Source organism: Streptomyces sp. NPDC048416, from assembly GCF_043200435.1.
Lineage (GTDB): Bacteria > Actinomycetota > Actinomycetes > Streptomycetales > Streptomycetaceae > Streptomyces.
Genome location: NZ_JBICXU010000020.1, coordinates 21,257 through 46,666, shown reverse-complemented (window position 1 = coordinate 46,666; position 25,410 = coordinate 21,257). Strand labels below are relative to the sequence as shown.

At 71.9% G+C, this 25,410-nt stretch carries 18 protein-coding genes and 1 pseudogene; 10 read left to right on the top strand and 9 right to left on the bottom strand.

Annotation, left to right across the window (positions count from 1 at the left end):
* Nucleotides 1-159: 159 nt before the first annotated feature.
* From ACGFW5_RS23415 to ACGFW5_RS23405, 3 genes and pseudogenes are all read right to left on the bottom strand, one after another.
* The gene (locus tag ACGFW5_RS23415; protein ID WP_393836235.1) at nt 160-1,200 is read right to left on the bottom strand and encodes a LacI family DNA-binding transcriptional regulator; all 1,041 of its coding nucleotides are present in this window, start codon (nt 1,198-1,200) and stop codon (nt 160-162) included.
* A gap of 83 nt (nt 1,201-1,283) precedes the next feature.
* Nucleotides 1,284-3,719, bottom strand: coding sequence for a glycoside hydrolase family 3 C-terminal domain-containing protein (locus ACGFW5_RS23410; RefSeq protein ID WP_393836234.1), 2,436 nt, complete (start codon nt 3,717-3,719; stop codon nt 1,284-1,286).
* A gap of 49 nt (nt 3,720-3,768) precedes the next feature.
* A pseudogene (locus ACGFW5_RS23405) lies at nt 3,769-4,353 on the bottom strand (discoidin domain-containing protein); the annotation flags it as partial.
* 367 nt (nt 4,354-4,720) lie between these two features.
* Here ACGFW5_RS23405 and ACGFW5_RS23400 point away from each other — a divergent pair.
* Nucleotides 4,721-6,526 (top strand): coagulation factor 5/8 type domain-containing protein, encoded by a 1,806-nt coding sequence (locus ACGFW5_RS23400; protein ID WP_393836314.1) that lies wholly within the window; start codon nt 4,721-4,723, stop codon nt 6,524-6,526.
* 121 nt (nt 6,527-6,647) lie between these two features.
* On the opposite strand, the gene ACGFW5_RS23395 is transcribed toward ACGFW5_RS23400, so the two are convergent.
* Both ACGFW5_RS23395 and ACGFW5_RS23390 read right to left on the bottom strand, forming a co-directional pair.
* Nucleotides 6,648-7,277 carry a DUF3887 domain-containing protein gene (locus tag ACGFW5_RS23395; protein ID WP_393836233.1) on the bottom strand — a complete coding sequence of 210 codons (630 nt, stop codon included), beginning with the start codon at nt 7,275-7,277 and terminating at the stop codon, nt 6,648-6,650.
* A gap of 219 nt (nt 7,278-7,496) precedes the next feature.
* On the bottom strand, nt 7,497-7,985 hold the full coding sequence (locus ACGFW5_RS23390; RefSeq protein WP_393836232.1) for a DUF5709 domain-containing protein: 489 nt from the start codon (nt 7,983-7,985) through the stop codon (nt 7,497-7,499).
* 205 nt (nt 7,986-8,190) lie between these two features.
* Here ACGFW5_RS23390 and ACGFW5_RS23385 point away from each other — a divergent pair, with 205 nt between their 5' ends.
* From ACGFW5_RS23385 to ACGFW5_RS23355, 7 genes are all read left to right on the top strand, one after another.
* Nucleotides 8,191-8,748 (top strand): PadR family transcriptional regulator, encoded by a 558-nt coding sequence (locus ACGFW5_RS23385; protein WP_393836231.1) that lies wholly within the window; start codon nt 8,191-8,193, stop codon nt 8,746-8,748.
* A gap of 114 nt (nt 8,749-8,862) precedes the next feature.
* The gene (locus ACGFW5_RS23380) at nt 8,863-10,587 is read left to right on the top strand and encodes an acyl-CoA dehydrogenase family protein (RefSeq protein ID WP_393836313.1); all 1,725 of its coding nucleotides are present in this window, start codon (nt 8,863-8,865) and stop codon (nt 10,585-10,587) included.
* Nucleotides 10,588-11,280: 693 nt separating this feature from the next.
* Nucleotides 11,281-12,696: an MFS transporter gene (locus tag ACGFW5_RS23375; protein WP_393836230.1), complete on the top strand. Its 1,416-nt coding sequence runs from the start codon at nt 11,281-11,283 to the stop codon at nt 12,694-12,696.
* Nucleotides 12,693-14,492, top strand: coding sequence for an alpha/beta fold hydrolase (locus ACGFW5_RS23370; protein WP_393836229.1), 1,800 nt, complete (start codon nt 12,693-12,695; stop codon nt 14,490-14,492). The genes ACGFW5_RS23375 and ACGFW5_RS23370 overlap by 4 nt, the downstream gene beginning before the upstream one ends.
* Nucleotides 14,493-14,780: 288 nt before the next feature.
* Nucleotides 14,781-16,718: a RiPP maturation radical SAM C-methyltransferase gene (locus ACGFW5_RS23365; protein ID WP_393836228.1), complete on the top strand. Its 1,938-nt coding sequence runs from the start codon at nt 14,781-14,783 to the stop codon at nt 16,716-16,718.
* 24 nt (nt 16,719-16,742) lie between these two features.
* Nucleotides 16,743-17,420 (top strand): DUF5825 family protein, encoded by a 678-nt coding sequence (locus tag ACGFW5_RS23360; RefSeq protein WP_393836227.1) that lies wholly within the window; start codon nt 16,743-16,745, stop codon nt 17,418-17,420.
* A 186-nt stretch (nt 17,421-17,606) separates the two neighbouring features.
* Nucleotides 17,607-19,976 carry an Orn/Lys/Arg decarboxylase N-terminal domain-containing protein gene (locus tag ACGFW5_RS23355; RefSeq protein ID WP_393836226.1) on the top strand — a complete coding sequence of 790 codons (2,370 nt, stop codon included), beginning with the start codon at nt 17,607-17,609 and terminating at the stop codon, nt 19,974-19,976.
* 153 nt (nt 19,977-20,129) lie between these two features.
* Here ACGFW5_RS23355 and ACGFW5_RS23350 read toward each other — a convergent pair whose 3' ends face one another.
* The 4 genes from ACGFW5_RS23350 to ACGFW5_RS23335 form a co-directional block, all read right to left on the bottom strand.
* A complete protein-coding gene (locus ACGFW5_RS23350; protein ID WP_393836225.1) occupies nt 20,130-20,504 on the bottom strand; it encodes a hypothetical protein in 375 nt (124 codons plus the stop codon).
* A gap of 74 nt (nt 20,505-20,578) precedes the next feature.
* Entirely contained in the window at nt 20,579-20,968 is a 390-nt protein-coding gene (locus ACGFW5_RS23345) for a roadblock/LC7 domain-containing protein (protein WP_393836312.1), read from the bottom strand.
* Nucleotides 20,969-21,006: 38 nt separating this feature from the next.
* Nucleotides 21,007-21,792, bottom strand: a complete 786-nt coding sequence (locus tag ACGFW5_RS23340) for a transcriptional regulator (protein WP_393836224.1) — start codon at nt 21,790-21,792, stop codon at nt 21,007-21,009.
* Nucleotides 21,793-21,797: 5 nt separating this feature from the next.
* A complete protein-coding gene (locus ACGFW5_RS23335; RefSeq protein WP_393836223.1) occupies nt 21,798-22,187 on the bottom strand; it encodes a hypothetical protein in 390 nt (129 codons plus the stop codon).
* 330 nt (nt 22,188-22,517) lie between these two features.
* On the opposite strand from ACGFW5_RS23335, the gene ACGFW5_RS23330 reads away from it, so the two are divergent.
* Together ACGFW5_RS23330 and ACGFW5_RS23325 are read left to right on the top strand one after the other, a co-directional pair.
* Nucleotides 22,518-23,651 (top strand): hypothetical protein, encoded by a 1,134-nt coding sequence (locus tag ACGFW5_RS23330; protein WP_393836222.1) that lies wholly within the window; start codon nt 22,518-22,520, stop codon nt 23,649-23,651.
* A 186-nt stretch (nt 23,652-23,837) separates the two neighbouring features.
* Nucleotides 23,838-25,373: a patatin-like phospholipase family protein gene (locus ACGFW5_RS23325; RefSeq protein ID WP_393836221.1), complete on the top strand. Its 1,536-nt coding sequence runs from the start codon at nt 23,838-23,840 to the stop codon at nt 25,371-25,373.
* The last annotated feature ends 37 nt before the right edge of the window (nt 25,374-25,410 follow it).

Here is a 25,410-nt window from a genome sequence, read left to right as displayed (position 1 = left end):
GTGAGGGGCGCGGGGAACTGCGCGAGGAGCGACCACGGCCCAGCCGTGAACGGGGTCAGGGGCGCGGGGAACTGCGCGACCGGCCACGCACGGCCCGCAGGCGTCAGAGGGGTTCCCGGTGCTCGGCCCCAGGCTCCGCCAGCAGCGCGGGGAACGCCGCTACGCCGTTTCCCGCACGACCAGTTCCGGGTCGAAGACGACAGACGTCGGATCGGTGCGCTGTCCGCGGATGTGTTCATCGAGGAGCCGGGCCATCTCCGCGGCCATCTCCTCGACCGGCTGGCGCACCGACGTCAGCGGGGGACGGCAGCTCGTGGCGATGCCGGAGTCGTCGAAACCGATCACCGCGACATCGTCGGGCACTCGGTGCCCCCGCTCCCCCAACAGCCGGCAGACGCCCTGCGCCATGAGGTCGTTGGCCGCGAACACCCCATCCACGTCCGGCAGTTCGGCGAGCAGTCGCGCCATGGCGGCAACGCCGCTGTCCAGGGTGAAGCTGCCCTCGGCGACCGGGACGTAAGGATGACCGTGGCGTGCCATCGTGTCGCGGAAGCCGGCCAGCCGTTCCTGGCTCGCGGTCACGGCGAGCGGTCCGGCCACGGTGGCGGGCCGGCGACAACCGCGCGCGATGAGCCGTTCCGCCGCGAGCCGTCCGCCGTCCCGGTGGTCCAGATCCACATAGCTCAGCGGCACCGGAAGCGCCGGACGGGCGAACAGGACGGTCGGCAGCTTCGCCGAGGCCAAAAGCGCGGGCAGCGGGTCGTCGGCGTGGGTCGACACGACGAGGGCGCCGTCGGCGCGCCCCTGCCGCAGATAGGTCAGCACCTCGTGGCGGTCGTCGGCCGACTCGGCGAACATCAGCACCGGATGCATCGAGCGCGGGCGCAGGAAGCCGACCACTCCGGCGACCACCCTGCCGAAGAAGGGGTCCGCGAAGACGCGGGCGGCGAAGGCCTCCTGGCTCTCGTCCGGCCCGCCGCCCGCGCCGGACACCACCAGCGCGATGGTTTCGGCGCGCCGGGTGACCAGCGACCGGGCGGCCCGGTTCGGCGCGTACCCGGTCCGGTCGATCGCCCGCCGCACCTGTGCCTGGATCGCCGGGTCCACGTTGCGCACGCCGTTCACGACGCGGGAAACGGTCGCCCGGGAGACGCCTGCCTCGCGGGCGACGTCCTCAAGGGTGGGGGCCTGCCTGCTCATGCCCGCACCCTAACGGCACGCCTGTGACACCGTATAGAGCGCTCTCCGCCCTCCTTCCGGGCCCGGCCACCGGGGTGGCCTGCTCACTCACCCGTCCGCAGTTCCACCTCGCTCGTCAGCGGTACGTCCCCAGCCGAACGCCCTGCGAACACCCGGCACGTTCCCGGCTCGGTACGCCACCGGCCGGCCCGCGTGTCCCAGTGCCGCAGCAGCCGGGCGGGGATCCGCACCCGCGCCGTGACCACCTCGCCGGGGGGCGCGTACACGGCGGTGTGTCCCGCGAACCACCGCTCGGGGTACTCGACCGCGGCGCCGGGCCGGGCCAGATACACCTGGACCACCTCGCGGCCCGCCCGCGTCCCGGTGTTGCGCACGCGCACGCGCACGGTGAACGAGTCTCCCGTGCGGACCGTGGCCGGTCCCGTCAACTCCTCGTACGCCCATGTCGTATAGCCGAGCCCGTGACCGAACCAGTAGGCCGGCGTCCGGTGCGACCGCAGCCAGCCGCGATGGCCGACATGGATGCCCTCGGTGTAGGTGAGCCGCCCACCGGAGGGAGACGTGCCGATGACGGGGGCGTCCTCCAGCCTGGCCGGCCAGGTGGTGGGGAGGCGCCCGCCGGGCTCCGTGCGGCCGAACAGCACGTCGGCCAGGGCCGTGCCGCCCTCCTGTCCGGGGAACCAGGACAGGAGCAGGGCCGCCACGTCGTCCCGCCAGGGCATCTCCACGGGGCCGCCGCTGTTGACGACGACGACCGTATGCGGGTTGGCGGCGGCCACCGTGCGCACCAGGGCGTCCTGTCCGAAGCCGAGGGCGAGGTGGTGGCGGTCGCGGCCCTCGCACTCGTCGTGCTCCGTCGTGCCGACGACCACGATCGCCACGTCCGCCCCGCTCGCCGCCCGGCCGGCGGCGGCCAGGGCCGTCGTCTCGTCCGGGGCGGGCGGCGCGGCGCCGATGACCACCGCGCGACCGGTGCCAGGGGCCAGTTCGCGGCGCGCGACGAGAAGCGGAGCGGTGCCCGCGGTCAACGGGACGGCGGCGCTGTGAAGCGGCGGGGTGACGTGCACGAGGGCGGGGTCGTCGGTGTCCAGGGCGAAATCTCCGGCCAGGACGAGCTCACCGTCCAGGCGCAGACTCATGGGGCCGAATCCCGCGATGCCCAGCGTCCAGACGCCGCTCTCCCGCGGATGCAGACGGGCCCGGATCTCCACGGTGTGCGTGTCCGGCGGCAGGGGAGGCTCCAACTGCCGTGCGCAGTCCCGGTGTTCCGTATGCAATGCGCGCCCGGCGGCGTCGAGGACGCACAGCAGGACCCCGGGCGCGCCGCTGTCCGGATCGGTGCACCACGTCCCGTCCAGCGGGGGCGGCGGCCCGCCGGGAGCGGGCCCCGGGGTGTGCACCATCTTCGCGCGGCCACGCAGCTGAGCCCTGATGCCGTCCAGGAAACCCACCTCGCGCAGCGGGAACACGCCGGCGCTCCCGCCGCTCTGGGTGCGCGTCCGGGCGGCGTGCGCCCCGATGACCGCCACCGTCGCCAGGCCGTCGCGATCCAGCGGCAGGACGCCGCGGTTGGCCAGCAGGACCGTGCCTGCGGCGGCCGCCCGGCGCAGCAACGCCCGCACCCAGCCCGGCCGCAGGGGTGGCCGCGCCCGCGCGCGAGCCGGTCTCGACCCGCCGAACCAATGCGCCTGCCTCAGCAGGTTGCGTACCTTCTCGTCCACGATGTGCGGCGCGATGTCCCCCGCCTGCACCGCGCGCACCAGAGCCTCGCCCCACACCCCGCCGGGCCCCGGCATCACCAGGTCGAGCCCGGCGTGCGCGGCCGGCCGCGCGGCGCGCACCGCGCCCCAGTCGGAGACGACGACGCCGTCGAACCCCCACTCGGTCCGCAGCGGCGTCCTCAGCAACGGACTCGCTGTCGCCGTCACCCCGTTGACCGCGTTGTAGCCGGCCATGACGAGCCGGACACCCGCGGCCACCGCCGCTTCGAACGGCGCGAGATACACCTCGCGCAGCGCGCGCTCACCGACCCGGACGTCCACCGTCAGGCGTTCGGTCTCGGAGTCGTTCGCCACGAAGTGCTTGGCCGTGGCGGCCACTTGGTGCGCCTGGACGCCACGCACCAGCGCGGCGCCGATGCGGCCGGTCAGCTCCGGGTCCTCCGAGAAGCACTCGAAGTGCCGGCCGCCGAGCGGGCTGCGATGCAGATTGAGGTTGGGCGCGAGGACCGCGTGCACTCCCTTGCGCCGCGCCTCCAGAGCGAGGAGCGGGCCGAGCCGTTCGACCAGCTGCTCGTCCCAGGTGGCGGCGAGCGCGGTGGCCGACGGCAGCAGGGCGGCGGTGTGCCGCTCGTCCCACGACGGGCCGCGCACCCCGGCCGGCCCGTCCGACATCGTCCACGAACGCAGCTCCACCGCGGGCTCGGCCGCCGTGCGCCAGGTGTCGGCGCCCGTGAGCAGCGCGACCTTCGCCCGCAGCGTGAGCTTGTCGATCAACCGGTCGAGCTCGTCGTCGTTCATCCCCGCCCCCTCCTCGTCCACCCGGTGGCCCCCTCCTCCTGCCGAGTCGTCAGGTGTAGACGCCGAACGAGTACAGCGAGTAGCCGTAGCCCGTACCGCGCGCCGTCCCGTCGACCCGCACGTAGCGGCCGGCGCCCGTGACGTCGAAGTCGTCCATCCCGCCGTTGCCGTCGGTCACCGTGCGCACGGTCCGCCAGGTCCGGCCGTCGTCGGAGGTCTGGATCGTGTAGGCCTTGGCGTAGGAGGCCTCCCACACCAGTTGGACATGCCGGAACGACGTCCGCGAGCCGAGGTCGACCTGGAGCCATTGGGGATCGCTCCAGTCGCCGGCCCAACGGGTCGTGGGATCGCCGTCCACCGCCTTCGCGGCCGTGCACGGGCAGTCGCCGTAACTCGCCTGGAAGGACGAGGCGGTGGCGGGTTTGCCACGGGCCAGGTCCGTCCCGTTCACCACGGGCGGTACGACCTTGACCGAGCGGGTCTCCACGCCGACGTTGCCATGGCCGTCGGTCGCCTTGACGTAGACCTTCCACACGCCGGGGCGGTCGGGCGCCGTGAACGTCAGCCGGCCGCCGCCGAGGTCGGTGAACGACAGGGAGACCACCTGCTTGGCGCCGTCGATGTAGGTGCTGTTGTCGCGGCGCGGCTTCACGGGACACAGCCGGGGAGCGTCGGACGCCGAGGGCGGCCGGAGAATGGGAGAGCGCTCTCCCGGTTCTGGAGTTTCCGGTTGTCGACGCGCAGGTGTCAAGAGGTCCGACAGGAGTCGACGGAGGATCTGCGCTCTCACGTGCACAGCAACAGGGCGTCTCTGAAGGGCAGTTGACCTGAGCGAACGGGGAGATGGTCGTGTGCACCCGGTAGGTGACGACCTGTGAACGCGAACCGTGGAGATTCTGCCGTTACCCTTGACGCCGGGTTCAGCGGGATGAAGCATTCCCCGGCGAGAGAGCGCTCCCCCACCCCCTTACGTTCACCTCTTGAACCAGGAGAGTCGCCCCATGCCCCCTGTTCCGCCCGACGCCCCGAACTCCCGCCCCTCCTCGGTCGCGCGCCGTAGCGTGCTCGGCGCCGTCGCCGCCGCCGCGGCGACGGCCCCTCTTCTGACGGGCCCGGCCGCCCACGCGTCGGCGGCCGCTCCGTCCGCCCGGCCGCGCGTCCTGCCGGGCGGGGGCGACCTCGGCCCCGACGTCATCGTCTTCGACCCGTCCACGCCCGGCATCCAGGCAAAGCTGGACCAGGTCTTCCAGCAGCAGGAGTCCGCCCAGTTCGGCACCGGCCGCTACGCCCTGCTGTTCAAGCCCGGCAGCTACAGCGGTCTCAACGCGCAGATCGGCTTCTACACCTCCATCGCCGGCCTCGGGCTCTCCCCGGACGACACCACCATCAACGGTGACGTCACCGTGGACGCCGGCTGGGCCAACGGCAACGCGACGCAGAACTTCTGGCGCTCCGCGGAGAACCTGGCGCTCGTCCCGGTCAACGGCACGGACCGCTGGGCCGTGGCCCAGGCCGCGCCGTTCCGCCGGATGCATGTACGCGGTGGCCTCAACCTCGCGCCGTCCGGCTACGGTTGGGCCAGCGGGGGCTACATCGCCGACAGCCGCATCGACGGCCAGGTGGGCCCGTACTCGCAACAGCAGTGGTACACCCGGGACAGTGTGATCGGCGGCTGGGTCAACGCCGTGTGGAACATGGTGTTCTCCGGAGTCCAGGGCGCCCCCGCCCAGAGCTTCCCGAACCCTCCGTACACCACACTCGACACGACGCCGGTCTCCCGCGAGAAGCCCTTCCTGTACGTCAACGGCAGTGAATTCCGCGTCTTCCTGCCCGAGAAGCGGACCGACGCGCGCGGCGTCACCTGGGGGAGCGGCACACCGAGGGGCACCTCGCTGTCACTGTCGCAGTTCTATGTCGCCAAGCCCGGGGTGAGCGCGGCCACCCTCAACCAAGCACTCGCGCAGGGCCTGCATCTGCTGCTGACCCCGGGGATCTACCACGTCGACCGGCCGATCCAGGTGGACCGGGCCAACACCGTCGTCCTGGGCCTTGGATACGCGACGATCGTGCCGGACAACGGCGCCACCGCGCTGCGGGTCGCCGACGTGGACGGCGTGCGGCTCGCGGGCTTCCTGATCGACGCCGGACCGGTCAACTCCACGACCCTGCTCGAAGTCGGCCCGGCCGGGGCCTCGCGTGACCACGCGGCCAACCCGACCACCGTGCAGGACGTGTTCATACGCATCGGAGGCGCGGGCGTCGGCAAGGCCACCACCAGCATGGTGATCAACAGCCGCAGCACCATCGTCGACCACACCTGGGTGTGGCGCGCCGACCATGGCACGGGCGTGGGCTGGGACACCAACCGCGCCGACTACGGCGTCGTCGTCAACGGCGACGACGTGCTGTGCACCGGCCTGTTCGTGGAGCACTTCAACAAGTACGACGTCCAGTGGTTCGGCCGGCGCGGGCGCACCGTGTTCTTCCAGAACGAGAAGGCGTACGACGCGCCGAGCCAGGCGGCCGTCCAGGACGGCAACATCAAGGGCTACGCCGCGTACAAGGTCGGCGACAACGTCGCCACGCACGAAGCCTGGGGTCTGGGCAGCTACTGCAACTACACCGCCGACCCGGGCATCGTCCAGCACCACGGCTTCGCCGCCCCCAACACCGCGGGTGTGAAGTTCCACGACGTGCTCGTGGTGTCACTCGGCGGCAACGGGCAGTACGAACACGTCATCAACGAAGCGGGTTCCCCGACGTCCGGCACGTCGACCACACCGTCCACCGTGGTGTCGTACCCCTGACGCGGCGCCCGCCGGTTCTCTTCCGTGCGGGGGAGAGGGCCGACGGAGCGGAGGGGGCAGGCGCGCGTGGGGCCACGCCGTGCGGCCTACCACCCCCGACGCCGGTGTGCGACGTGGTGCTTCAGGCCGTCTCGGCGGGGAGGATGAAGATGCCGGCGGCCTTCTCTTCGGTGTCGAACGCGACTCGTGCCTTCATGTCCCCGGCCTCGTACCGCAGCGGGATGTCGACGACGGTGTGGTCGCCGATCCGGCGGACGAACGGTTCGCCGTCGCCGAACCCCTCGAAGGCTCCCACGAGTCCGGCGACGGTGGCCAGGCCGTCGGCCCGCACCTGGTCGGTGAACGCGGCCAGAAGCTCGGCGTTGAACGACGGCCGTGCCGCGTCCATCCGGCCTTCGAGGACATCCGTGACGATCCGGGTGGCGCGTTCCGCCGCGTCCGTCATGTGCACTGTCTTGTCCATGGGTTCTCCGGTCCGGGGGTCGATGGGCTTGCCGAAGCGCTGGAAGGCCGCTTGCCGGGTGACCCCGAGCAGATCTCCGAGCTCCTGCCAGGTGTGACCCGCGTCTCGTGACTGCTGCACGCACAGCTTCAGGACCTGCTCGGCCAGCGCATCGACCTGCTGGGCGCGCCGGACCAGGTCGAGGTAGGCGGGCGAAGTCAGCGGGCTGCCGGCGGACGCCGCCAGCGCCGAGGCCTGCTCGGCGAGCTGGGCGCTCAGCGCGGTGAGGGACAACGGTGAATCGGTCACACGTAAAGGGTGCCTTTACGTGGTGACGATGTCAAGGAGTCCTTTACGGCGGCCCTGGGGGCGGCTGGGGGCCTGGCCTGGGTGGGCGGGTGAAGTTCAACCGGCGGCGCCTCCTCCAGGCCCCCACTCGCCGCCCCTTCAACGTGGGTGCCGCAGGCGCATGAGGGAGTTGCATCACCACGGCGCCCGTGCCCCGGGCGACGGCCGCGGTGATGCCGCTCAGCGCGCGGAGCCCGCTTCCGGCGGGAGCTGTTCCTCGGGTACGACGTGCACCGCCGCCTCCTCGGCGCTGGCCGCGCCCGCGTCGATGCCCTCGTCGGAGGCGATGAGCTCCTTGGTGGTGTCCGGGTGGCTTCCCGCATCGGGTGCCACCAGGCGTCCGGCGCGCTCATCGCCCGACTCCGGGTCGACCGGCTCGCCGTCACCGCCCGGGAGGTCCCTGATGGCATCGCCCGCGGGCACCTGTGTGTCGGGCACTTCCTGGCTCAACCGCTCGTCAAGGGACTCGCCCGCGCTCTGCTCGGCCGCCGTGACGCCGGTCTTCGTGACACCCAGCGGCTTCTCCGGCGGCGAGTACCCCTCATCGAGCATGTCGTCGTAGGTGCGCTCGCCGATGGCGTCCTGGAGGTCCAGCGGAGCGGCGTCTTCCTGCTCCTCGTTGCCGCCCGTGGGCTGATAGACGTCGTCCGCCCTGCCGTCGTCGCTCATGACTACCTCGCGGTTCTGTGGTTCGGGTCTTCCAGCCGGTGCGGGCCGCTCATCCGCGCGCCCGCGCCGGTCCCTCCCAGTGCCCAGGGCGCGCCGCTCCAAACGAAACTCGCCGGGGAGGCCCGGGAGGCGTCGGCGGGTGAGCCGTGTCTCACCTGGGCGGCGCGGCTTGTCTATGCAACGAGTTGCATAGAAGGATTCGCGTATGGCGCTTGAGCACGCGATTCTCGTCTCGCTGTTGGAGAAGCCGGGCTCCGGCTATGAGCTGGCCCGGCGGTTCGAGCGGTCCATCGGTTACTTCTGGACGGCCACACATCAGCAGATCTACCGCGTCCTCAAGCGCATGGAGAGCGACGGCTGGATCGACGCCCTTGAGGTGGCGCAGCACAACCGTCCGGACAAGAAGGAGTACTCCGTCGCCGGCCCTGGCCGGGACGCGCTCGCGCGGTGGCTGCACGAACCGATCGAGCCGGAGAGTGTCCGGCACGAGCTCGCCGTGAAGATCCGCGGCGCCGCCTTCGACGACCCGGCCGCGCTGCTGCGCGAGGTGGAGCGGCACCGCCGGGCGCACGCCGACCGGCTCGCACGCTATCTCGCGGGGGAGCGGCGCGACTTCATCGAAGCCGAAAACCCCGACCCGCTCGACCCCGGGCGGGAACTGCAGCATGTCGTCCTGCGCGGCGGCATCGCGTACGAGCGGATGACGCTCACCTGGCTCGACGACGTGATCGCCACCCTGCACCGGCTCGACGCCGGCCTCTGAACCGATGCCCCACGGCCGCGGCGGCATCCGCCCGGCCGCGACGCCCGTACGCACCCAGCCCATCGCACTCCACCCCTTCCTCCCCAACTCCCCGAGCCGGAAAGGCGAATGACCGTGGCCGACCCGCTGCTGTTCAACCCCCGCACCTATGACCCGACCCACTTCGACCCCGAGACCCGCAGGCTGCTGCGCGCGACCATCGACTGGTTCGAGGCGCGCGGCAAGCGGAGGCTGATCGAGGACTACCGCTCCCGCGCCTGGCTCGCCGACTTCCTCGAATTCTCCGCGAAGGAAGGGCTGTTCGCGACCTTCCTCACCCCGGCGTCCGCCGCCGGCGCGGAGCAGGACGACAAGCGCTGGGACACGGCCCGGATCGCCGCACTCAACGAGATCTTCGGGTTCTACGGGCTCGACTACTGGTACGCCTGGCAGGTCACCATCCTGGGACTCGGCCCGGTCTGGCAGAGCGACAACGCCGACGCCCGCGCCCGCGCGGCCGAACTGCTCGCCCAGGGCGAGGTGTTCGCCTTCGGTCTCTCCGAGAAGACCCACGGCGCCGACATCTACTCCACCGACATGCTCCTCGAACCCGACGGCGACGGCGGGTTCCGGGCCAGTGGGTCCAAGTACTACATCGGCAACGGCAACGCCGCCGGACTCGTCTCCGTCTTCGGCCGCCGCACCGACGTCGAGGGCCCCGACGGCTACGTCTTCTTCGCCGCCGACAGCCGCCACGAGGCGTACCACCTCGTGAAGAACGTCGTGGACTCCTCCAAGTACGTCAGCGAGTTCCGCCTGGCGGACTACCCGGTCGAACCCGGTGACATCCTGCACACCGGCCGCGCCGCCTTCGATGCCGCCCTCAACACCGTCAACGTCGGCAAGTTCAACCTCTGCACCGCCTCGATCGGCATCTGCGAGCACGCGATGTACGAGGCCGTCACCCACGCGCACAACCGCGTCCTGTACGGCCGTCCCGTGACCGCCTTCCCGCACGTGCGGCGCGAGCTGACCGACGCGTACGTACGCCTCGTCGGGATGAAGCTGTTCAGCGACCGCGCCGTGGACTACTTCCGCTCCGCCGGGCCCGACGACCGTCGCTACCTCCTCTTCAACCCCATGACGAAGATGAAGGTGACCACCGAGGGCGAGAAGGTCATCGACCTGATGTGGGACGTCATCGCGGCCAAGGGCTTCGAGAAGGACAACTACTTCGCCCAGGCGGCCGTCGAGATCCGTGGACTGCCCAAGCTGGAGGGCACCGTCCACGTCAACCTGGCGCTGATCCTCAAGTTCATGGGCAACCACCTGCTGAACCCGGTCGCGTACGCGGACGTGCCGAGCCGCCTGGACGCCGCCGACGACGCGTTCCTGTTCCGGCAGGGCCCCGCCCGTGGCCTCGGGGCCATCCGCTTCCACGACTGGCGCACCGCCTTCGACGCGTACGCGGAGGTGCCCAACGTCGCCCGGTTCCGCGAACAGGCCGACGCACTCTGCGCGTTCGTCACCACCGCGGCCCCCGACGAGGAGCAGAGCCGCGACCTCGACCTGCTGCTCGCGGTCGGCCAGCTGTTCGCCCTGGTCGTGCACGGCCAGCTGATCCTGGAGCAGGCCCGCCTGACCGGACTTGAGCAGGACGTGCTCGACGAGCTCTTCGCCGTCCTCGTACGGGACTTCTCGGCGCACGCCGTCGAGCTGCACGGCAAGGACTCCGCCACCGCGGATCAGCAGAGCTGGGCCCTCGGTGCGGTCCGGCGTCCGGTCGTCGACGAAGCCCGCTCGGCCCGCGTCTGGGAGCGCGTCGAGGCGCTGGCCGGCGCCTACGAGATGGCGCCGTAACCCCGCCGACCCCGCCCTGGACCCCGGCCGGACCCTCCACGGGGCCCGGTCGGGACAGCGTGGCCACGAGCCCCTGGTCGATGATTCGGCCAGGGGCTCACGCGTGGGCTCTCTTGCGCGGGAACGACCCGGGCGGGCGTCGCCCTCGCCGACCCGTACGTTTTTGGCCAATGCCCGCGCCGGATGGAACCCTTTGGCGCGATGGCGAGTCAGGGGCGCGCGGAGTGCCCCTGGTCCACGCGCGGGGAGGCCCGGAGCTCCACCGGGCGGGCGCGGCCCGACGGGCGCGAGCACGGTTGCCTTCGCCGACGGGAATGTGCATATGCCAGGTGGAGTGCGCGAACGGATGCGCCGGGCCTGGCTGTTCGCCTGAGCGAAGCGGAAGCGGAAGCATGCGAGGGCTCCTCGTACCAGGAGCAGCCTCTGCGCCGCCCCTCCTTCGTCCGGTCGCGACGATCCCCTGTTCGCAGGTACGCCCCGTACAGAGCAACCGGTTTCTTTGCCTGGGCCTTACGGCGTTCGATTCCGGCCTCCGAGACGGAACCCTTGTGGCTCCGGCGAACGCCTGGTTAGGCTCCCGCTCGTTTCGATTCCTGCACATATTCTTCGCAACCTGACCAACTGTGGGGTGGCTGTGCGTGAAACGGATTCCCCTGATCTTCCGGGGACATCTGCGGCGCTGGCGGGGCACTGTTGAGCCCCGGCACCGCCACCGCCGGGCGGGCGGCCCGACGGCCGGCAGCGCGTGACGTCCGGCTGTTCTGGTGGGCGAGTGCTTCCGACGCGCTGGGCAGCCAGGCGTCCGGGGTCGTGCTGCCGCTGCTGCTCCTGGGACTCGGGCATTCGGCAGCGGTGGTGGGTCTGGTCGCCGGAGTGTCCACGGCGGCAGGCCTGCTCCTGGCCCCTCTGGCGGCCGTTCCGGCCGACCGGGGCGCCCGCAAACCCGTGATGTTCTGGTCCGCGACGGTCTCCGCGCTCGCCATGGCCGGCGTCGCGTTGGCCGCCGCCGCGGGCAGCCCACCCCTCACGCTTTTGCTCGGCGCGGTCCTGGTGGAGCGGTTCTCCACCGCCGTGTACCAGGCTGCCGCCGCCGGCACCGTGGCCATGATCGCCCCGCCCGCCGACTGTCCCCGCGTGGTGGCCGGCCTGTCGGCGGGCGACCAGGCGGCACTGATCCTGGGTCCGGCGCTGGGCGGCGCCCTCTACCAGGCCGCCCGCGCCCTGCCGTTCCTCGCGGACGCCGTGTCCTACGCCGTCGCCGCCGGATGCGTACGGGCACTGCGTTCGGACCTGCGGCCAAGACGACAGCCGTCCTCGCCGACCGGGGCCCGTGCGGAGGAAGCGGACAACCGCCTCGGAGCCGGACCCGGACCCGGACCCGGAGCCGGAGCCGGAGCCGGAGGTGGAGCTAAAGCCGGATCCGGAGCCGGGGCCGCTCCCGCACCCAGCTCCGTCGCCCCTGTCCCCGCCGAGGCCGCCCGCGCTCCGCGCTCGCGCCGGGTGCCTCGCGTCCGGCAGGAACTGGGCGCCGGGCTCGCCCTGGTCCGCAGCTCGCCCTTCCTGCGGCTCGTCGTGACATGGATGGCCACCGTCAACGGCGTCATCGTCGCGCTCTACTACGGAGCGGTCTTCACTCTCCAGAAAAGCGGCCACGGCGGCTGGCCGATGGGGTTGGTCCTCGCGCTGTCCGGGGCCGCCGGGCTGGCCGGCTCGCTGGCCGCGCCACGCCTCGCCGGCCGCATCGACGCCGCGCGGCTGCTGGTGACGGTGACGTGGCTGCTCGTCCCGCTCGCGGCGGGCCTCGCCACCGCCGAGGGCCCCTGGACGTACGGCGCCCTGTTCGGCGTGTTCTGTCTGCTCATGCCGCTGGTCGGCGTCGTCCTCCAGGCCCGCGCCCTGCAAGAGACCCCGCCCGGACTTCAGGCCCGTACGGGCGCCGTCCTCGCGAGCGCCGTGGGCGGGTCGGCCGCCCTCGCGCCGGTGCTCGCGGGACTGTGCGTGACCCGTGCCGGGACGGCCGCGCCGGCCGTGGTGTGCGCCGGGGCACTGGCCGCGCTGGCGTGGCGCACGACCGTGGTGCGTTCGCGGCTGAGGGGGGCGACGGCATGACGCGCCGCTATCAGGTCTACCGTGCCGCGCTGCCCGAGGTGTGCGCCGCCGATCCCACGCGGATGGTGTTCACGGCCGACGCCGACGGCCGCTGCGAGGTGTTCACGTGGGACGCCACCACACTCCTCGCCCGTCGCGTCACCGCCCGCCCGCACGGCACGCTGCACTGCGCCATCGACCGCGACGCCGCCGTGTGGTGGTTCGACGAGGACGAACACGGCACCGGACACTGGCGGTTCCAGCCGTTCACCGGCGGGCCCGACCTGCCGGGACTCACCGGCGTCCCCGAAGGCGAGCCGCACGGCCTCGCCGTCAGCGACGACGCGTGCGTCGCCATGGCACTGGGAGTCGCCGGATCGACCACCGTGCATCTGGGCCCGCGCGGGGGAGCGGCCCGCGAAGTGACGCGCGTCGACGGCCACGCCGCTCTGTCCGGGATCACGCGCGACGGACGCCTCCTCGCGCTCAGCGGCGCCGCCGGCTCGGCGCGGGCCGTGACCGTGCTCGCCACCGACGGCGCCACCCGCGTGGTCCTGGCCGGGGACGGGCCGGAGGGCCGGCTCTGGTCACTGGGCTTCGCACCCCTCACCGACCGCGCCGAACTCCTCCTCGTCCGCGAAACCAACAACCGCTACGTACTGGCCAGTTGGAGCCCTGAGACGGGGACCGTCAGCCATTCCTGGTGCGCCTTCGACACCGAGATCACCGCACGCTGGCACCCCGACGGACAGTCGGTCCTGGTCCGCCAGGACCGGTACGGGCGCAGCACCCTGCACCGCGTACGCCTTCTGGAGCGCACCGTCGAGCCCGTGCCGACACCCCGGGGAACCCTGCTCGACGCGGCACCCCGTCACGGGAACGACGTGCACTATCTCTGGACGGACACCGCGAACCCGCCGCGCATGCTCTCCACCGCGGGCACCGCGTTGCCCCTCGCGGACGGCGTCACCGTGCTGGTGCCCGGCGAACACCGGGACCTGTGGACGCCGGGCCCGGACGGGCCCGTGCACTCGCTGCTCAGCCTTCCCGAGGGGCGCGAGGGCGCGGTACCCGCGGTGTTCCTGGTGCACGGCGGGCCCGCCGACCACGACCGGGACGCCTACGACGGGGTGGTGCACTCCCTCGTCGCCTCCGGCTTCGCCGTCGTCCGCGTCAACTACCGCGGCTCGACCGGATACGGTCCCCGCTGGCGGCGCGCTTTCGGCGAGGGCGTCGGCCTCACCCAGGTGGCCGACCTCGCCGCGGTACGCGCCGATCTCGTCGCCCGCGGTGTCGTCCGTGCCGACGCGACCGGCCTGTGGGGCACCTCCTGGGGCGGCTATCTGGTCCTGCTCGCGCTCGGCGTGCGGCCCGGGCTGTGGCAGGCGGGCGTGGCAGTCAAACCCGTCGCGGACTGCGCGGCCGCCCACCGCACCACGACCCCGGCCCTGCGCGCCCTGGACGAGCGGCTGTTCGGCGGCACCCCCGACGAGGTGCCCGAGCGGTACCGGCGCAGCTCACCCCTGCACTACGCGGCCGCAGTCCGGGCCCCCTTGCTCGTCGCCGCCGCGCGGTGGGACGCCAAGTGCCCGCCGGGCCAGGTCCGCGACTACCTCACGGCCCTCCAACACGCAGGTGTGCGGCACGAGTCGATGTGGCTGGACACCGGCCACGACGGCTACGAGGCCGGCGATCACGTGGCCGTGCTGCGCCGCGCCGTGGTCTTCCTCGACCGCGAACTGCGCCGGCGGCCCCGCGCCGCCCCCAAGTCTCCCCGTTCCGAACGGTCCGGGGATCCCGGACGGGTGCGCTCCTGAGCACCCGCCGGACACAGCACACAAGGCACCACCCACACAGAGAGGAGTTCCGGCCATGCAGAAGGACATCATCCACAATGACCCGCTCGCGGGTGACGAGGAAAACCGCAAGCCGGGTATCGGCATATCCGTGACGGTTCCGTTCCGCAACGCCGAAGACGGCGACGAGGACTGATCCTCGCGGCCGGCCCGGCGGTCCGCCGCCGGGCCGGCACAGCCTCGGCCCCCTTGGCCCCCGGCCCCTTGGCCCCCGTCCCGTCACGTCTCCGCACCCACCGAGGAGCCGACATGCGTGTCCTGCTGGTCAATATGCCCTGGTCGCCGATCGACCTTCCCTCGCTCGCGCTGGGAATCCTCAAACGCAGCGTGGACGAACGTGTGCCCGGTGCCCGCGCCGAGGTCCTGCACGCCAATCTCGAATTCACCGACTGGATCACCGAGCGCACCGAATTCGCCCCGGAGGATTACCAGTACTACTCGCTGTCCTCCTATTTCCTGGGCTGCGGCGACTGGGTGTTCTCCTCGGCGCTCTATGACGACCCCACCTGGCGTGAAGAGGAATTCGCGACCGCCATGCAGGGCAAACTACGCAAGTCCCGGCTGCGCATGTCGCGAGAACTCCACCGCCAGGTACCGGAGTTCGTCGAAATGATCGCCCGGCGGATCGTGGACTACGCGCCCGACGTCGTCGGATTCACCTCCACCTTCCAGCAGAACACCGCCGCACTGGCCGCCGCCAAGCACGTCAAACGGCTCGCCCCGCACATCGTGACCGTCATGGGCGGCGCCAACTGCGACGGCGAGCAGGGCGAGGCCGTCCACCGCAACTTCCCGTTCGTGGACCATGTCATCCGGGGCGAGGGCGAGGCGGCCTTCCCGCAGCTTTTGACCGCCATCGCCGAAGGCGCCGGCGCCGACGAACTGGCCACCGTACCGGGCCTGTGTCACCGCGACGCGCAGGGCAGGAGCGTCGTCAACCCGATGGCCACGAGCCCGCTGCCACCCGCCACCATCCTCGCCCCCGACTACAGCGGCTACTTCGAACGCCTCGCGGCCTCCGTGGCCCGCAACTGGGCCGAGCCCAAACTCGTCGTCGAAGGCGCGCGCGGCTGCTGGTGGGGCGAGAAGCACCACTGCACGTTCTGCGGCCTCAACGGCTCGTTCATGCAGTTCCGCTCCAAGAGCCCGGACACGTTCTTCGAAGAGATCATGGAGCTCGCCCGGCAGCATCGCGTGCTCGACATGTACCTCGTCGACAACATCCTCGACATGGGCTACCTCACCACCGTGCTGCCCCGCATCATGGAGAGCGGTTACGACCTGCGGATGCACATCGAGATCAAGGCCAACATGCGGCGCGGCCAGCTGCGTACGCTCGCCGAAGCCGGCCTCATCTACGTGCAGCCCGGCATCGAGAGCCTGAACAACCGCGTCCTCGACCTCATGGACAAGGGCGTCAGCGGCTGCCAGAACGTGCGCATGCTCCGCGACGGCGCCGAGACGGGACTCTCCGTCGCCTGGAACTACCTGCACGGCTTCCCGGGCGAGACCGCGGACGACTACGACCCCGTCATCGCGCAGATACCCGCACTGGAACACCTCGACCCGCCCGTCGACCTCTCCGCGCGCATCGCCATCGAGCGCTTCAGCCCGTACTTCAACCGCCCCGAACTCGGCTTCGACGGACTGCGCCCCGAAGAGCACTACCGGTTCACCTACGACCTGCCCGAGTCGGAGCTGTACGACCTCGCGTACGTCTTCGAAGCCCCGCAGCGCGGCATCACCGAGCCCACCGTCACCGCCCTGAACGACGCGATCGACGCCTGGAAGAAGCATCACACCGACGCCCGGCTCACCCAGACCGACCTCGGCGACCGCATCGTCCTGGTCAGCCGGCGGCGCACCTTCGACTGGCGGGCCATGGAGCTCACCGACCCGTTCGAACTGGCCGTCTTCCGCCTCCTCGACCAGCCGCACACGACCGCCGCCCTCACCCGCAAGGCCGCGGCCCGGGCCAAGGGCGCCGCACGCGGCGAGCACGAGGTGCAGCAGCTCCTGGACTCCTGGCTCGCGCTCGGCCTGGTCTTCACCGACGGCGGCCAGTACGTCCACATCGCGCCATCGGCCGTCAACGAGGACCTGCTGCGCCTGGACTTCATGCGTCACGCGCATGCCGCCATCGACGGAGCAGGACAGACCGCCGCGCCCGAGCCCGTGAGTGTCTGACCCAGCAGTAGGAGGACAAGACCGATGAGCACCGCCCTCACCACCGCCGCCCCGGCCCTCACGGTCGCCGCCTGGCGCGACTACGACCCGCAGGCGTGCGCGCTGCCCGGCATGCACCTCGGTGACATCGAACTGACCGGCCCCATCGGCGAGGAGAGCGACCGGCTGTGGGAGGCGGGGACCCGCCGCGTCCGGCTGCGCGAAACCGTCGACCTCACCGGTCTCGACGCCCCGGGCGCCGCCGAGCGTGCGGTACGTCTGCTGAGTCTCGTACGGGACCTGACGGCCCGGGCCGTCCTCGTCGAGTGGAAGCTGCGCATGGACCCGGCGGCGCCCGACGCCACCTGGCGGGACCTGAGCCACCTCCAGCCGCCGCAGAGCCTGGAGGGCACGGGCGACGCGTCCGGCGACCTGCGCCAGTGGCGCGAAGGGCACTACCTGTGCAAGTGCCTGTGGAGGCAGGGCCCCGGCTTCGTGCAGATCCGCGACCGCCGCTGGGGCGACCTGCGCCGCTTCACCGTCGAGGAGCCCGAGTACCGGCGGGCCATCGAGACCCTCTCCTACGGCAGCCCCACGGCATCGGTGCCGGCCGCCGTCCTGGCGGACTTCCTGGAGGAACGCCTGATGCTGCGGGTCGGCGAGCTCGGGTGGTGGATGCCCTACCGGGTGAACCGCTGGATCCAGGAGGCAATGACCATCTGACGGCCTGCCAGAAGCCTGTCGGGGTGCGGCACGCGGTGGGGTCCGCCGTCCGGGCGGCCCCGTCAAGGCGTGCCGCGTCCCTGACCCGTACAGGTGGTTCCGTCACGCTTTTCGCATATGCCCCGGTGCGTTGGCAGGAAGCTGGCCACCGATCCGCCCGGATCGCGAAGCGGCGTGGAGATGGTCATGGCGAACGGAAGTGTCCTGCTTGCCCTGCGTGAGGACCCCCTCGGGGGCGGCGCCGGAACCGAGCAATTGCGCCGCATCGGAAAGGAGTTGGAGAACCGGGGCCTCGAAGTGCGGTGGGCGCGCAGCGCCGAGAGTGCGTGCGCCGCTCTGCGGACCGAAGCCGGCCTGACCGCCGCCATGGTGGCGTGGGAGCTTCCGTACGAACGCGGCCGGCCGGACGACGTCAGTGCCGACGCCGGCGCCGAGGACGCGGAAGCAGGGGGTGCGGCCGTCCTGCGGCAGATCTCCCGGCGGTTCAAGGACCTGCCCGTCTTCGTCGTGATGGCCGAGGACTCCGACCACGGCCTCGACCGGCTGCCGCTGTGGGTGGCCGAGGCCGTCGTCGGATACGTCTGGCCGCTGGAGGACACCCCTTCGTTCATCGCCGGACGCGTGGCCCACGCCGCGCACGCCTACGGGGACGCCGTCCTGCCGCCGTTCTTCAAGGCGCTGCGGCGATTCGACGACGCCCACGAATACTCCTGGCACACGCCCGCGCACTCGGGCGGGGTGGCGTTCTTGAAGTCACCGGTGGGCCGGGCGTTCTTCGACTACTACGGGGAACGTCTCTTCCGCACCGATCTCTCCATCTCCGTCGGCGAGTTGGGCTCTCTCTTCGAGCACAACGGCCCCATCGGCGACGCCGAGCACAACGCCGCCCGGATCTTCGGCTCGGACCGTACGTACTTCGTCCTGCACGGCGACTCCACCGCGGACCGCATGGTCGGCCACTACTGCGTCACCACCGACGAGATCGCCCTGGTCGACCGCAACTGCCACAAGTCGGTGCTGCACGGGCTCGTGATCTCCGGCGCCCGCCCCGTCTACCTCGTGCCGACACGCAACGGCTACGGCCTCGCGGGCCCGCTTCCCGCCAGTGAGACCGCCCCGGCCGCGGTGGCCGCCAGGATCGCGTCCCACCCGCTGACGCCGGGGGCGCTCTCCGCCGATGCCCAGTACGCGGTGATCACCAACTCCACCTACGACGGCCTGTGTTACGACACCGTCGGGACCGCGCGGGCCCTCGCGCCCAGTACCCCGCGGCTCCACTTCGACGAGGCGTGGTTCGCCTACGCGCGCTTCCACCCCCTCTACCGCGGCCGCTACGGAATGGCGGTGGGGCCGGACACGTTCGAGGGCGAGGGGCGGCCCACCGTCTTCTCCACCCAGTCCACCCACAAACTCCTCGCCGCGTTGTCCCAGGCCGCCATGGTGCACGTGCGGTCCTCGCCGCGTGCCCCGGTCGAACACGACCGGTTCAACGAGGCGTTCATGATGCACGGCACCACCTCGCCGCTCTATCCCGCCATCGCCTCACTCGATGTCGCCGCCGCGATGATGGACGGGCCCCAGGGGGAATGGCTGATCAACGAGGCCGTCTGCGAGGCCATCCGGTTCCGGCAGGCCGTCGTCCGTACCGGCCGCCGCATCGCCGCCGCCGGTGACCGGCCGGCCTGGTTCTTCGGCGTCTGGCAGCCCGAGAGCGTCATCGAACCGGCCACCGGAACCCGTACGCCCTTCGCGGACGCGCCACCCGCGCTGCTGGCCACCGAACCGGAGTGCTGGCAGCTCGACCCCGACGCGGACTGGCACGGGTTCCCGGGCCTGAGCCGGGGCCAGTGCATGCTGGACCCCATCAAGGTGACCCTGACCTGCCCCGGAGTCACGGCCGCGGGCGTGAGCGAACCATGGGGCATTCCCGCCCGCGTCCTCACCTCCTACCTCGCCGAGCGGGGCATCGTCGTGGAGAAGACGGACACGTACACCACGCTCATCCTCTTCTCCATGGGCATCACCAAGGGCAAGTGGGGCACCTTGATGGACGCGTTGATGGACTTCAAGGCGCTGCACGACGGCGAGACCCCCCTGCGACAGGTGCTGCCCCAGCTGGTCGAGCGACACCCGAAGCGCTACGGCCACACCACCTTGCGCGGCCTGTGCCAGGAGATGCACGAACACCTCACGCGCGCCGACCTCATCGACGCCCTGGACACCGCCTTCCGTGACCTGCCCGAGCCAGTCGTCCCGCCGCAGCGCTGCTACCAGCAGCTCATCCGCGGCGGCACCGAACGTCTGCGTCTCGCCGAAGCCGCGGGACGGGTGGCGGCGGCGATGGTGACGGTCACCCCGCCGGGCATCCCCGTTCTGATGCCCGGCGAAGCACTCGGCGCCCCCGACGGGCCGGTCCTGCGCTACCTCGGCGCCCTTGAGGCGTTCGACCGGGCCTTCCCCGGCTTCCACAGCGAGGCCCACGGCGTCGTGATCGACCCGGACACCGGTGACTACCTCATCGAATGCGTACGGAAGGAGACATCGGCCGGCCGTTGAGGCCGAGCGCCCGCTCCGGCCAACTCCCTTACGGAGACCGGGTAGTTCAGCGCATGCCGATGGCGCGACCGTTCTCCTGGCCCGGCACACGCATCCGGCCCGTGGCGCCGCCCCTCAAGGGCGCGGCGCCACGGGCCGGCGGGCGCGCGCGGCTCACACCTCCAGTTCGGCCTCGACCTTCCTGAGCTGGTGGCGTGCCATGGCCAGGTTGGCCCGGCCCTTGTCGAGGGCCAGGTAGAGGAAGAGCCCGCTGTGGCCGCGTCCCGTCAGGAGCCGGATCAGGTGGTACTGGGAGCCGAGCGTGATCAGGATGTCCTCGATCTCGTCCTTCAGGCCGAGCAGTTCCATGGTGCGCACCTTCGCCCGCACCACGTCGGTGTTGCCCGCGGCGGCCACCGCGAGGTCGAGTTCCTTGCCGCCGCCCAGAGTGCCGAGGGCCATGCCGCTGCTGTAGTCGACGAGGGCCACGCCGATGGTCCCCTCGATGGTGGTCATCGCTTCCTTGAGCGTGGCTTCCGTGTTCGCCATGGGATTCGTGCTTCCTTTCCGCTGTTTGCCGTCCGATGTGTTCCCCGGCCGGTCGGCCCGGGGACGGGTGGGAGTCATGGGGTCTCCAGTCGGCCGAGGCTGCCGTCGACCAGGTCGCCGATCCGGGCGCTCGCCCGGCGGGCTTCGAGATGCAGCCGCCCCACGTTGATGCGGGGCTGGGCGAGGAGGGTCAGCACGGCGGACGAGCCCGCCGCGTAGGTCGCCACATAGCCGGCCTCGCCTCGTAACAGGAGTTCGTGGAAGGCGCCCTGGCCCGCGGTGTCGGTGAGGCGCTGGGCGACACCGAGGGCGGCCGCGGTCAGCGCGGCCAGGGGCTCGGCCTCGCTCGTGGAGTCCTGGGCGAGCACCAGGCCGTCGACACTGGCGGCCACGGCGCCGCTGAGCTGAGGCAACCGGACGCGGAGCCTGTGCAGTTCGGCGAGGACCTCCGCCTCTGCCGCCATCATCTGTCTCCTTTCGGCGCGCTGCCTGCGCACGCGGATCACAGCGTGGCCTCCAGACCGTCACGCAGCCTGCGCAGCAGGGCCACGTCCGCGACGGACTCCGCTTCGGCCGAGGCCAGCGCCACCGAAGCGGGCATGCCGTGCTGCGGGACGATCGCCAGCGGGGTCTCTATCGCCCCGCACGCCGCGAGCCGGCGGACGTCGACCAGTGTGTGGAAGGCCGGACGGCCGAGCAGGCGCGCGATGTCCTGCGGTGTGCGGACGCCGTCGGCGAGCGCGAGCAGTGCGCGCCGACGGCCGGTCACCGGGATCCCGTGCCGGCCCTGGGCGGGCACCACGGGGGCCGTGTCGACCTCGGGGTGCGGCCAGAGCCGGCACAGGAACTCCCGGCGCCGGGCCGCTTCCCGGGCCACCGCGCTCGCCGGCACGGGCCGCACCGGGCCGATCCAGTGCGCCACTCCGTAACGGAAGCGGGTGGGGCCGCTGCTGGGCGAGAGCGTGAAGAACGCCGCGTCGAACAGCGCACCCAGATGGCACAACTCCAGTTCACCGCCGGTGACCTGACCGCTGTCCACCAGGAAGCGGCCCACCTTTCCCTGCGCTCCCGCCTGCTCGACGGCCCACTGCCAGCCCTCGGGGCGCAGCCGGCCGCCCACCGTGAGCAGTACGTCGATGCCCGGGGCGGACGGGCTCTCCGCGTGCACCACCTGGCCGTCGACGAGGTAGAGCGTGCCGGTGTCGCGCAGCAGCGCGCCGCTGGCCCGTTCCGCCACCAACCGGGCCAGCATCGGCGAGAGTTGGCGTTCGCCGGTGGACCCCGCCATGGGGCTCACGCCAGTACCAGCCGCTCGGCCAGATCGCGCAGCCTCAGCCGGGCGAGCGCGAGGTTGCCCAGCTCCCGGTCCAGCCAGAGGTACAGGAAGATGCTGCTGTCGTAGGCGGTCCTGACGAAACGCAGCAGGTGGTAGCCGCCCTGAGCGGTGACGAGGACGTCCTCGACGAGTTCGTCGGCGGTGTCCGGGGCGCCGGGCGCGAAGACGGGGTGTTCGACGGCGCTCCTGGCGAACTCGGCGGCTTCCGCGGCGGCCGCCTCGTGGTCGCCGCCGGGTGAGTCACCGATGGTGCCGAGAGCGAGCCCGCTGGTCCAGTCGACGAGTGCTGCCCCGAGCGCGCCGGGCAGCCGCATCGTCTCCAGCAGGCACTCGTCGATTCCGGGCACGCGGAGATCCCCTCCTTGGCGTCGTGTGATGACAGATCACCGCGGTACGCATCCCGTGCCGCAGTGACGGAGAAGTTACGCGCTGTGTCGCGAGAAGGGGGAACTTCTGGCATTTTCCCGTGGGACATGCCCCCAGTGGCTACGATTCGCCCAAGCGCCTTGCCGGAGTGCCCTGTTGGGCAGCCGGGACCGACGGGACGTCGGCCGTCCGGCGCACCCGCCGTCGGTCCTCCGGGTCATCCCATCTTCCGAGGACGCGGGCGTCGAGGTGGTCCGGCGGGGCGGGGCTCCGCTTGCGGGGCTCCTTCGGCTGTGAGAACCAGTTGGTTCATGAAGCCAATCGAGCGGGCTGTCGGTCCCGTCCTCGCGGAGACGGTCGCCGGGGCGCCGGTCCACGTCGTCGGCGGGGTCGGGGGGGCCACCCCGGCACACGTGCTGGGCAGGGCACTCCGCGTGTTCGGTCACATCGCGCTCCTCGTGCTGGGCGTGCTCGTCGTGCTGGGCCTGTCACCCGTGCTGGTGGCCCTCAGGGTGGTTGCCCGGTGGCTCCCGGGGCCGGTCCGCGGCGTGGCGCGCCTGGCGCTTCTGTTCGCGGCGTACCTGCTCACCTGCGAGGTGAGCGCGGTCGTCGGCGGCCTGCGGTTTCACCTGGCCCGGCGTCGTGGCGCGCTCGGCCCGTCGGAGTGCCCCGGCATGGGTGTCGCACTGGCGCGGAAGTCGACCAGCCTGTTCTTCGGTGCCGGGCTCCGTGCGGTCGGCATGCCCATGGACTGTCCAGAACCGCCGCGTCTTGACCCCGCGCGGCCGGTCGTCGTGCTGCTGCGGCACGCGGGACTGCTCAACATGCAGCTCGCGGTCCACGTGGCCATGAAGGCGTTGGGACGGAGTCCGCACGGCGTGTGCAAGAGCGCGGCCGTCTGCCTGCCCGGTGCGGCGGCGCTGGTGGACATGGTGCCTGTGATCCCGATGCGGTGGAATGCCGAGGGGCGGGCCGCGGCGGGGCGGGAGTTCGCGGCGATGGGGTCCCGCCTCGGGGCCGGTGACGCCGCGTTGATCCTGCCCGAGGGCACGAACTTCAGCATGCGGCGCCGACGGGCGCGCATCGCGTCCCTGCGTCGCTCCGGCAGACACGACCTGGCGGCTGCCGCGGAGACGATGCCCCATGTGATGGCGCCCTTCGCCCGCGGCGCCGCGGTGCTGCTCGCCAACTCGCCCGGCGCCCACGTCGTGGTGGTGGCACACACGGGGCTGGAGGACGTCCTGCCGTGGCGCCTGGGCCGGGGCTATCCCTCCCGTGGCGACGCGTCGGTCCATGTCTCCTGGCAGAGCTTCGAGGCGGGCGAGGTGCCGCGGGACCCGGACGGGTTCGAAACCTGGCTGTACGAGCGCTGGGGAGAACTGGACGCATGGGTACGCACCACACGTACCGGCCCGGACGAACGTGCCGCCCCCGCACCCGGGTGAGCGGTCAGCACACGTACACGCCGTGCCGCCCCCCGCATCCGGGTGAGCGGTCAGCACACGTACACGCCCGGACGAACGTGCCGCCCCCCGCACCCGGAGGAACGGCCACCCACTTGGCCGAGTCCACCGGGGACGGGCGACGCGCCGACCCCACCATGGCACGGAGAGCGTCATCAGGAGGAGACCATGCCCGCAGCGGACATCCCGGCCCCCACGTCGGACGGATCGGCACCCCGCACCGCGTTCGTCCTCGGCGGTGGCGGCAAACTGGGCGGCTACCAGGTGGGCATGCTGCGCGCACTGCTGGAACGTGACATCGTCCCGGATCTCGTCTTCGGCACCTCCGTCGGGGCCTTGCAGGGCGCGCTGCTCGCCAGGAACCCCACGGTGGCCGTATGTGACCAACTCGCCGAGATGTGGAGGGAGTTGCTGGGCAAACGTGTCATGTCCGTAACGGCCCGGGGGCTGCTGCTCAACGCCTTGCGGCGCCGGGCGGCCCTCGCGTCCATGGACGCCCTGCACGAGGTGGCCCGATCGTATCTGGGCGGGCGGACCCGCATCGAGGACCTGGTGCTGCCCTACCAGTGCGTCGCCGCCTCCATCGAACGTGCCGCTGCCCGGTACTTCGACTCCGGCCCCCTCCTCCCCGCGGTCCTCGCCTCCTGCGCCATCCCCGGCCTCTGGCCGCCCGTACGCATCGGCGACGAGCACTACGTGGACGGCGGCATCGTGGAGACCGCCCCCGTCGGCAGGGCCGTCGCCTACGGCGTGACCACCGTCTACGTCCTGCGGATGCGGCAGCGCGAGCGCCCTCTCCAGCCCGCGCGATGGCCCTGGCAGATCGGCCCGACGGCCTTCGAGATCTCCCGCCGTCACCGGCTCGCGCAGATCCTGAGCGCCCACCCGCCCGGCGTCCGGGTGCACATCCTGCCCAGCGGGGAAGCCGGTGACGAGGGCGCGGACGCCGCCTTCCGGGCCGGTCCGCGCGAGGAGATCGCCGTCAACGAGCGCCGCGCCGCCGCGGGACACCGGGCCACCCGCGCCTACCTGGACACCCTCGACCAGGGGCGCGCCCCCCACTTCGCGTCCTCGGCCAACCCCGTGGCGCGCTCGTACCTCACGACGACCGCCATGACGCTCCCGCCATCGGGCACGGTCCTTCGGCGCGGAGCCGTCGCGCCGTTCCTCGCCACCAAGTACCGGGCGCTCTTCGCCCTGTTCGACAAGGACCAGGACGGTCTGGTCGACGAAGCCGACTGGCTCAGGGCCGCGGGCAACATCGGCGAGGCGTTCGGGCACACTCCCGAATCCTCCGGGGCCGCCCTCCTCACGCAGGCGTTCCAGGATTCGTGGACGCACGTGCGCCGAGTGGCGGGCGCGCCGCCGTCGACTCCCTTGCACCGCGACGCCTTCGAGGAGGCGGTGGCCCAGCTGGTGGGCACCCCCAGCGCCTATCGCACGCACTTCCTGCCCATGGTGGTGGCCCTCCTGACGACCGCGGACGCCAACGGCAACAACATGCTCGAAACCGAGGAGACCGAGCGCCTGCTCGACACCTTCGGAGTGCCGGCGGCGGACGCCCGCACCGTGGCCCGGCGCCTCGACACCAACGGTGACGGCGCCGTCAGTCTCGACGAGCTCAACGAGGCATTCCAGGACTACTTCACCAGTGAGGAGCGCGGCTGCGCCGGAAACATGCTCTTCGGCGCCCTCCCCGACTGAGGCGGCGTAGCCGGCACCTCGGTGGGCGGCCCGTGGC

Excerpts from the sequence above, each read along its gene's own strand:
- ACGFW5_RS23415 (WP_393836235.1), bottom strand. The coding sequence starts at position 1,200 with ATGAGCAGGCAGGCCCCCACCCTTGAGGACGTCGCCCGCGAGGCAGGC.
- ACGFW5_RS23410 (WP_393836234.1), bottom strand. The coding sequence starts at position 3,719 with ATGAACGACGACGAGCTCGACCGGTTGATCGACAAGCTCACGCTGCGG.
- ACGFW5_RS23400 (WP_393836314.1), top strand. The coding sequence starts at position 4,721 with ATGCCCCCTGTTCCGCCCGACGCCCCGAACTCCCGCCCCTCCTCGGTC.
- ACGFW5_RS23390 (WP_393836232.1), bottom strand. The coding sequence starts at position 7,985 with ATGAGCGACGACGGCAGGGCGGACGACGTCTATCAGCCCACGGGCGGC.
- ACGFW5_RS23385 (WP_393836231.1), top strand. The coding sequence starts at position 8,191 with ATGGCGCTTGAGCACGCGATTCTCGTCTCGCTGTTGGAGAAGCCGGGC.
- ACGFW5_RS23370 (WP_393836229.1), top strand. The coding sequence starts at position 12,693 with ATGACGCGCCGCTATCAGGTCTACCGTGCCGCGCTGCCCGAGGTGTGC.
- ACGFW5_RS23365 (WP_393836228.1), top strand. The coding sequence starts at position 14,781 with ATGCGTGTCCTGCTGGTCAATATGCCCTGGTCGCCGATCGACCTTCCC.
- ACGFW5_RS23360 (WP_393836227.1), top strand. The coding sequence starts at position 16,743 with ATGAGCACCGCCCTCACCACCGCCGCCCCGGCCCTCACGGTCGCCGCC.
- ACGFW5_RS23355 (WP_393836226.1), top strand. The coding sequence starts at position 17,607 with ATGGCGAACGGAAGTGTCCTGCTTGCCCTGCGTGAGGACCCCCTCGGG.
- ACGFW5_RS23350 (WP_393836225.1), bottom strand. The coding sequence starts at position 20,504 with ATGGCGAACACGGAAGCCACGCTCAAGGAAGCGATGACCACCATCGAG.
- ACGFW5_RS23345 (WP_393836312.1), bottom strand. The coding sequence starts at position 20,968 with ATGGCGGCAGAGGCGGAGGTCCTCGCCGAACTGCACAGGCTCCGCGTC.
- ACGFW5_RS23340 (WP_393836224.1), bottom strand. The coding sequence starts at position 21,792 with ATGGCGGGGTCCACCGGCGAACGCCAACTCTCGCCGATGCTGGCCCGG.
- ACGFW5_RS23330 (WP_393836222.1), top strand. The coding sequence starts at position 22,518 with ATGAAGCCAATCGAGCGGGCTGTCGGTCCCGTCCTCGCGGAGACGGTC.
- ACGFW5_RS23325 (WP_393836221.1), top strand. The coding sequence starts at position 23,838 with ATGCCCGCAGCGGACATCCCGGCCCCCACGTCGGACGGATCGGCACCC.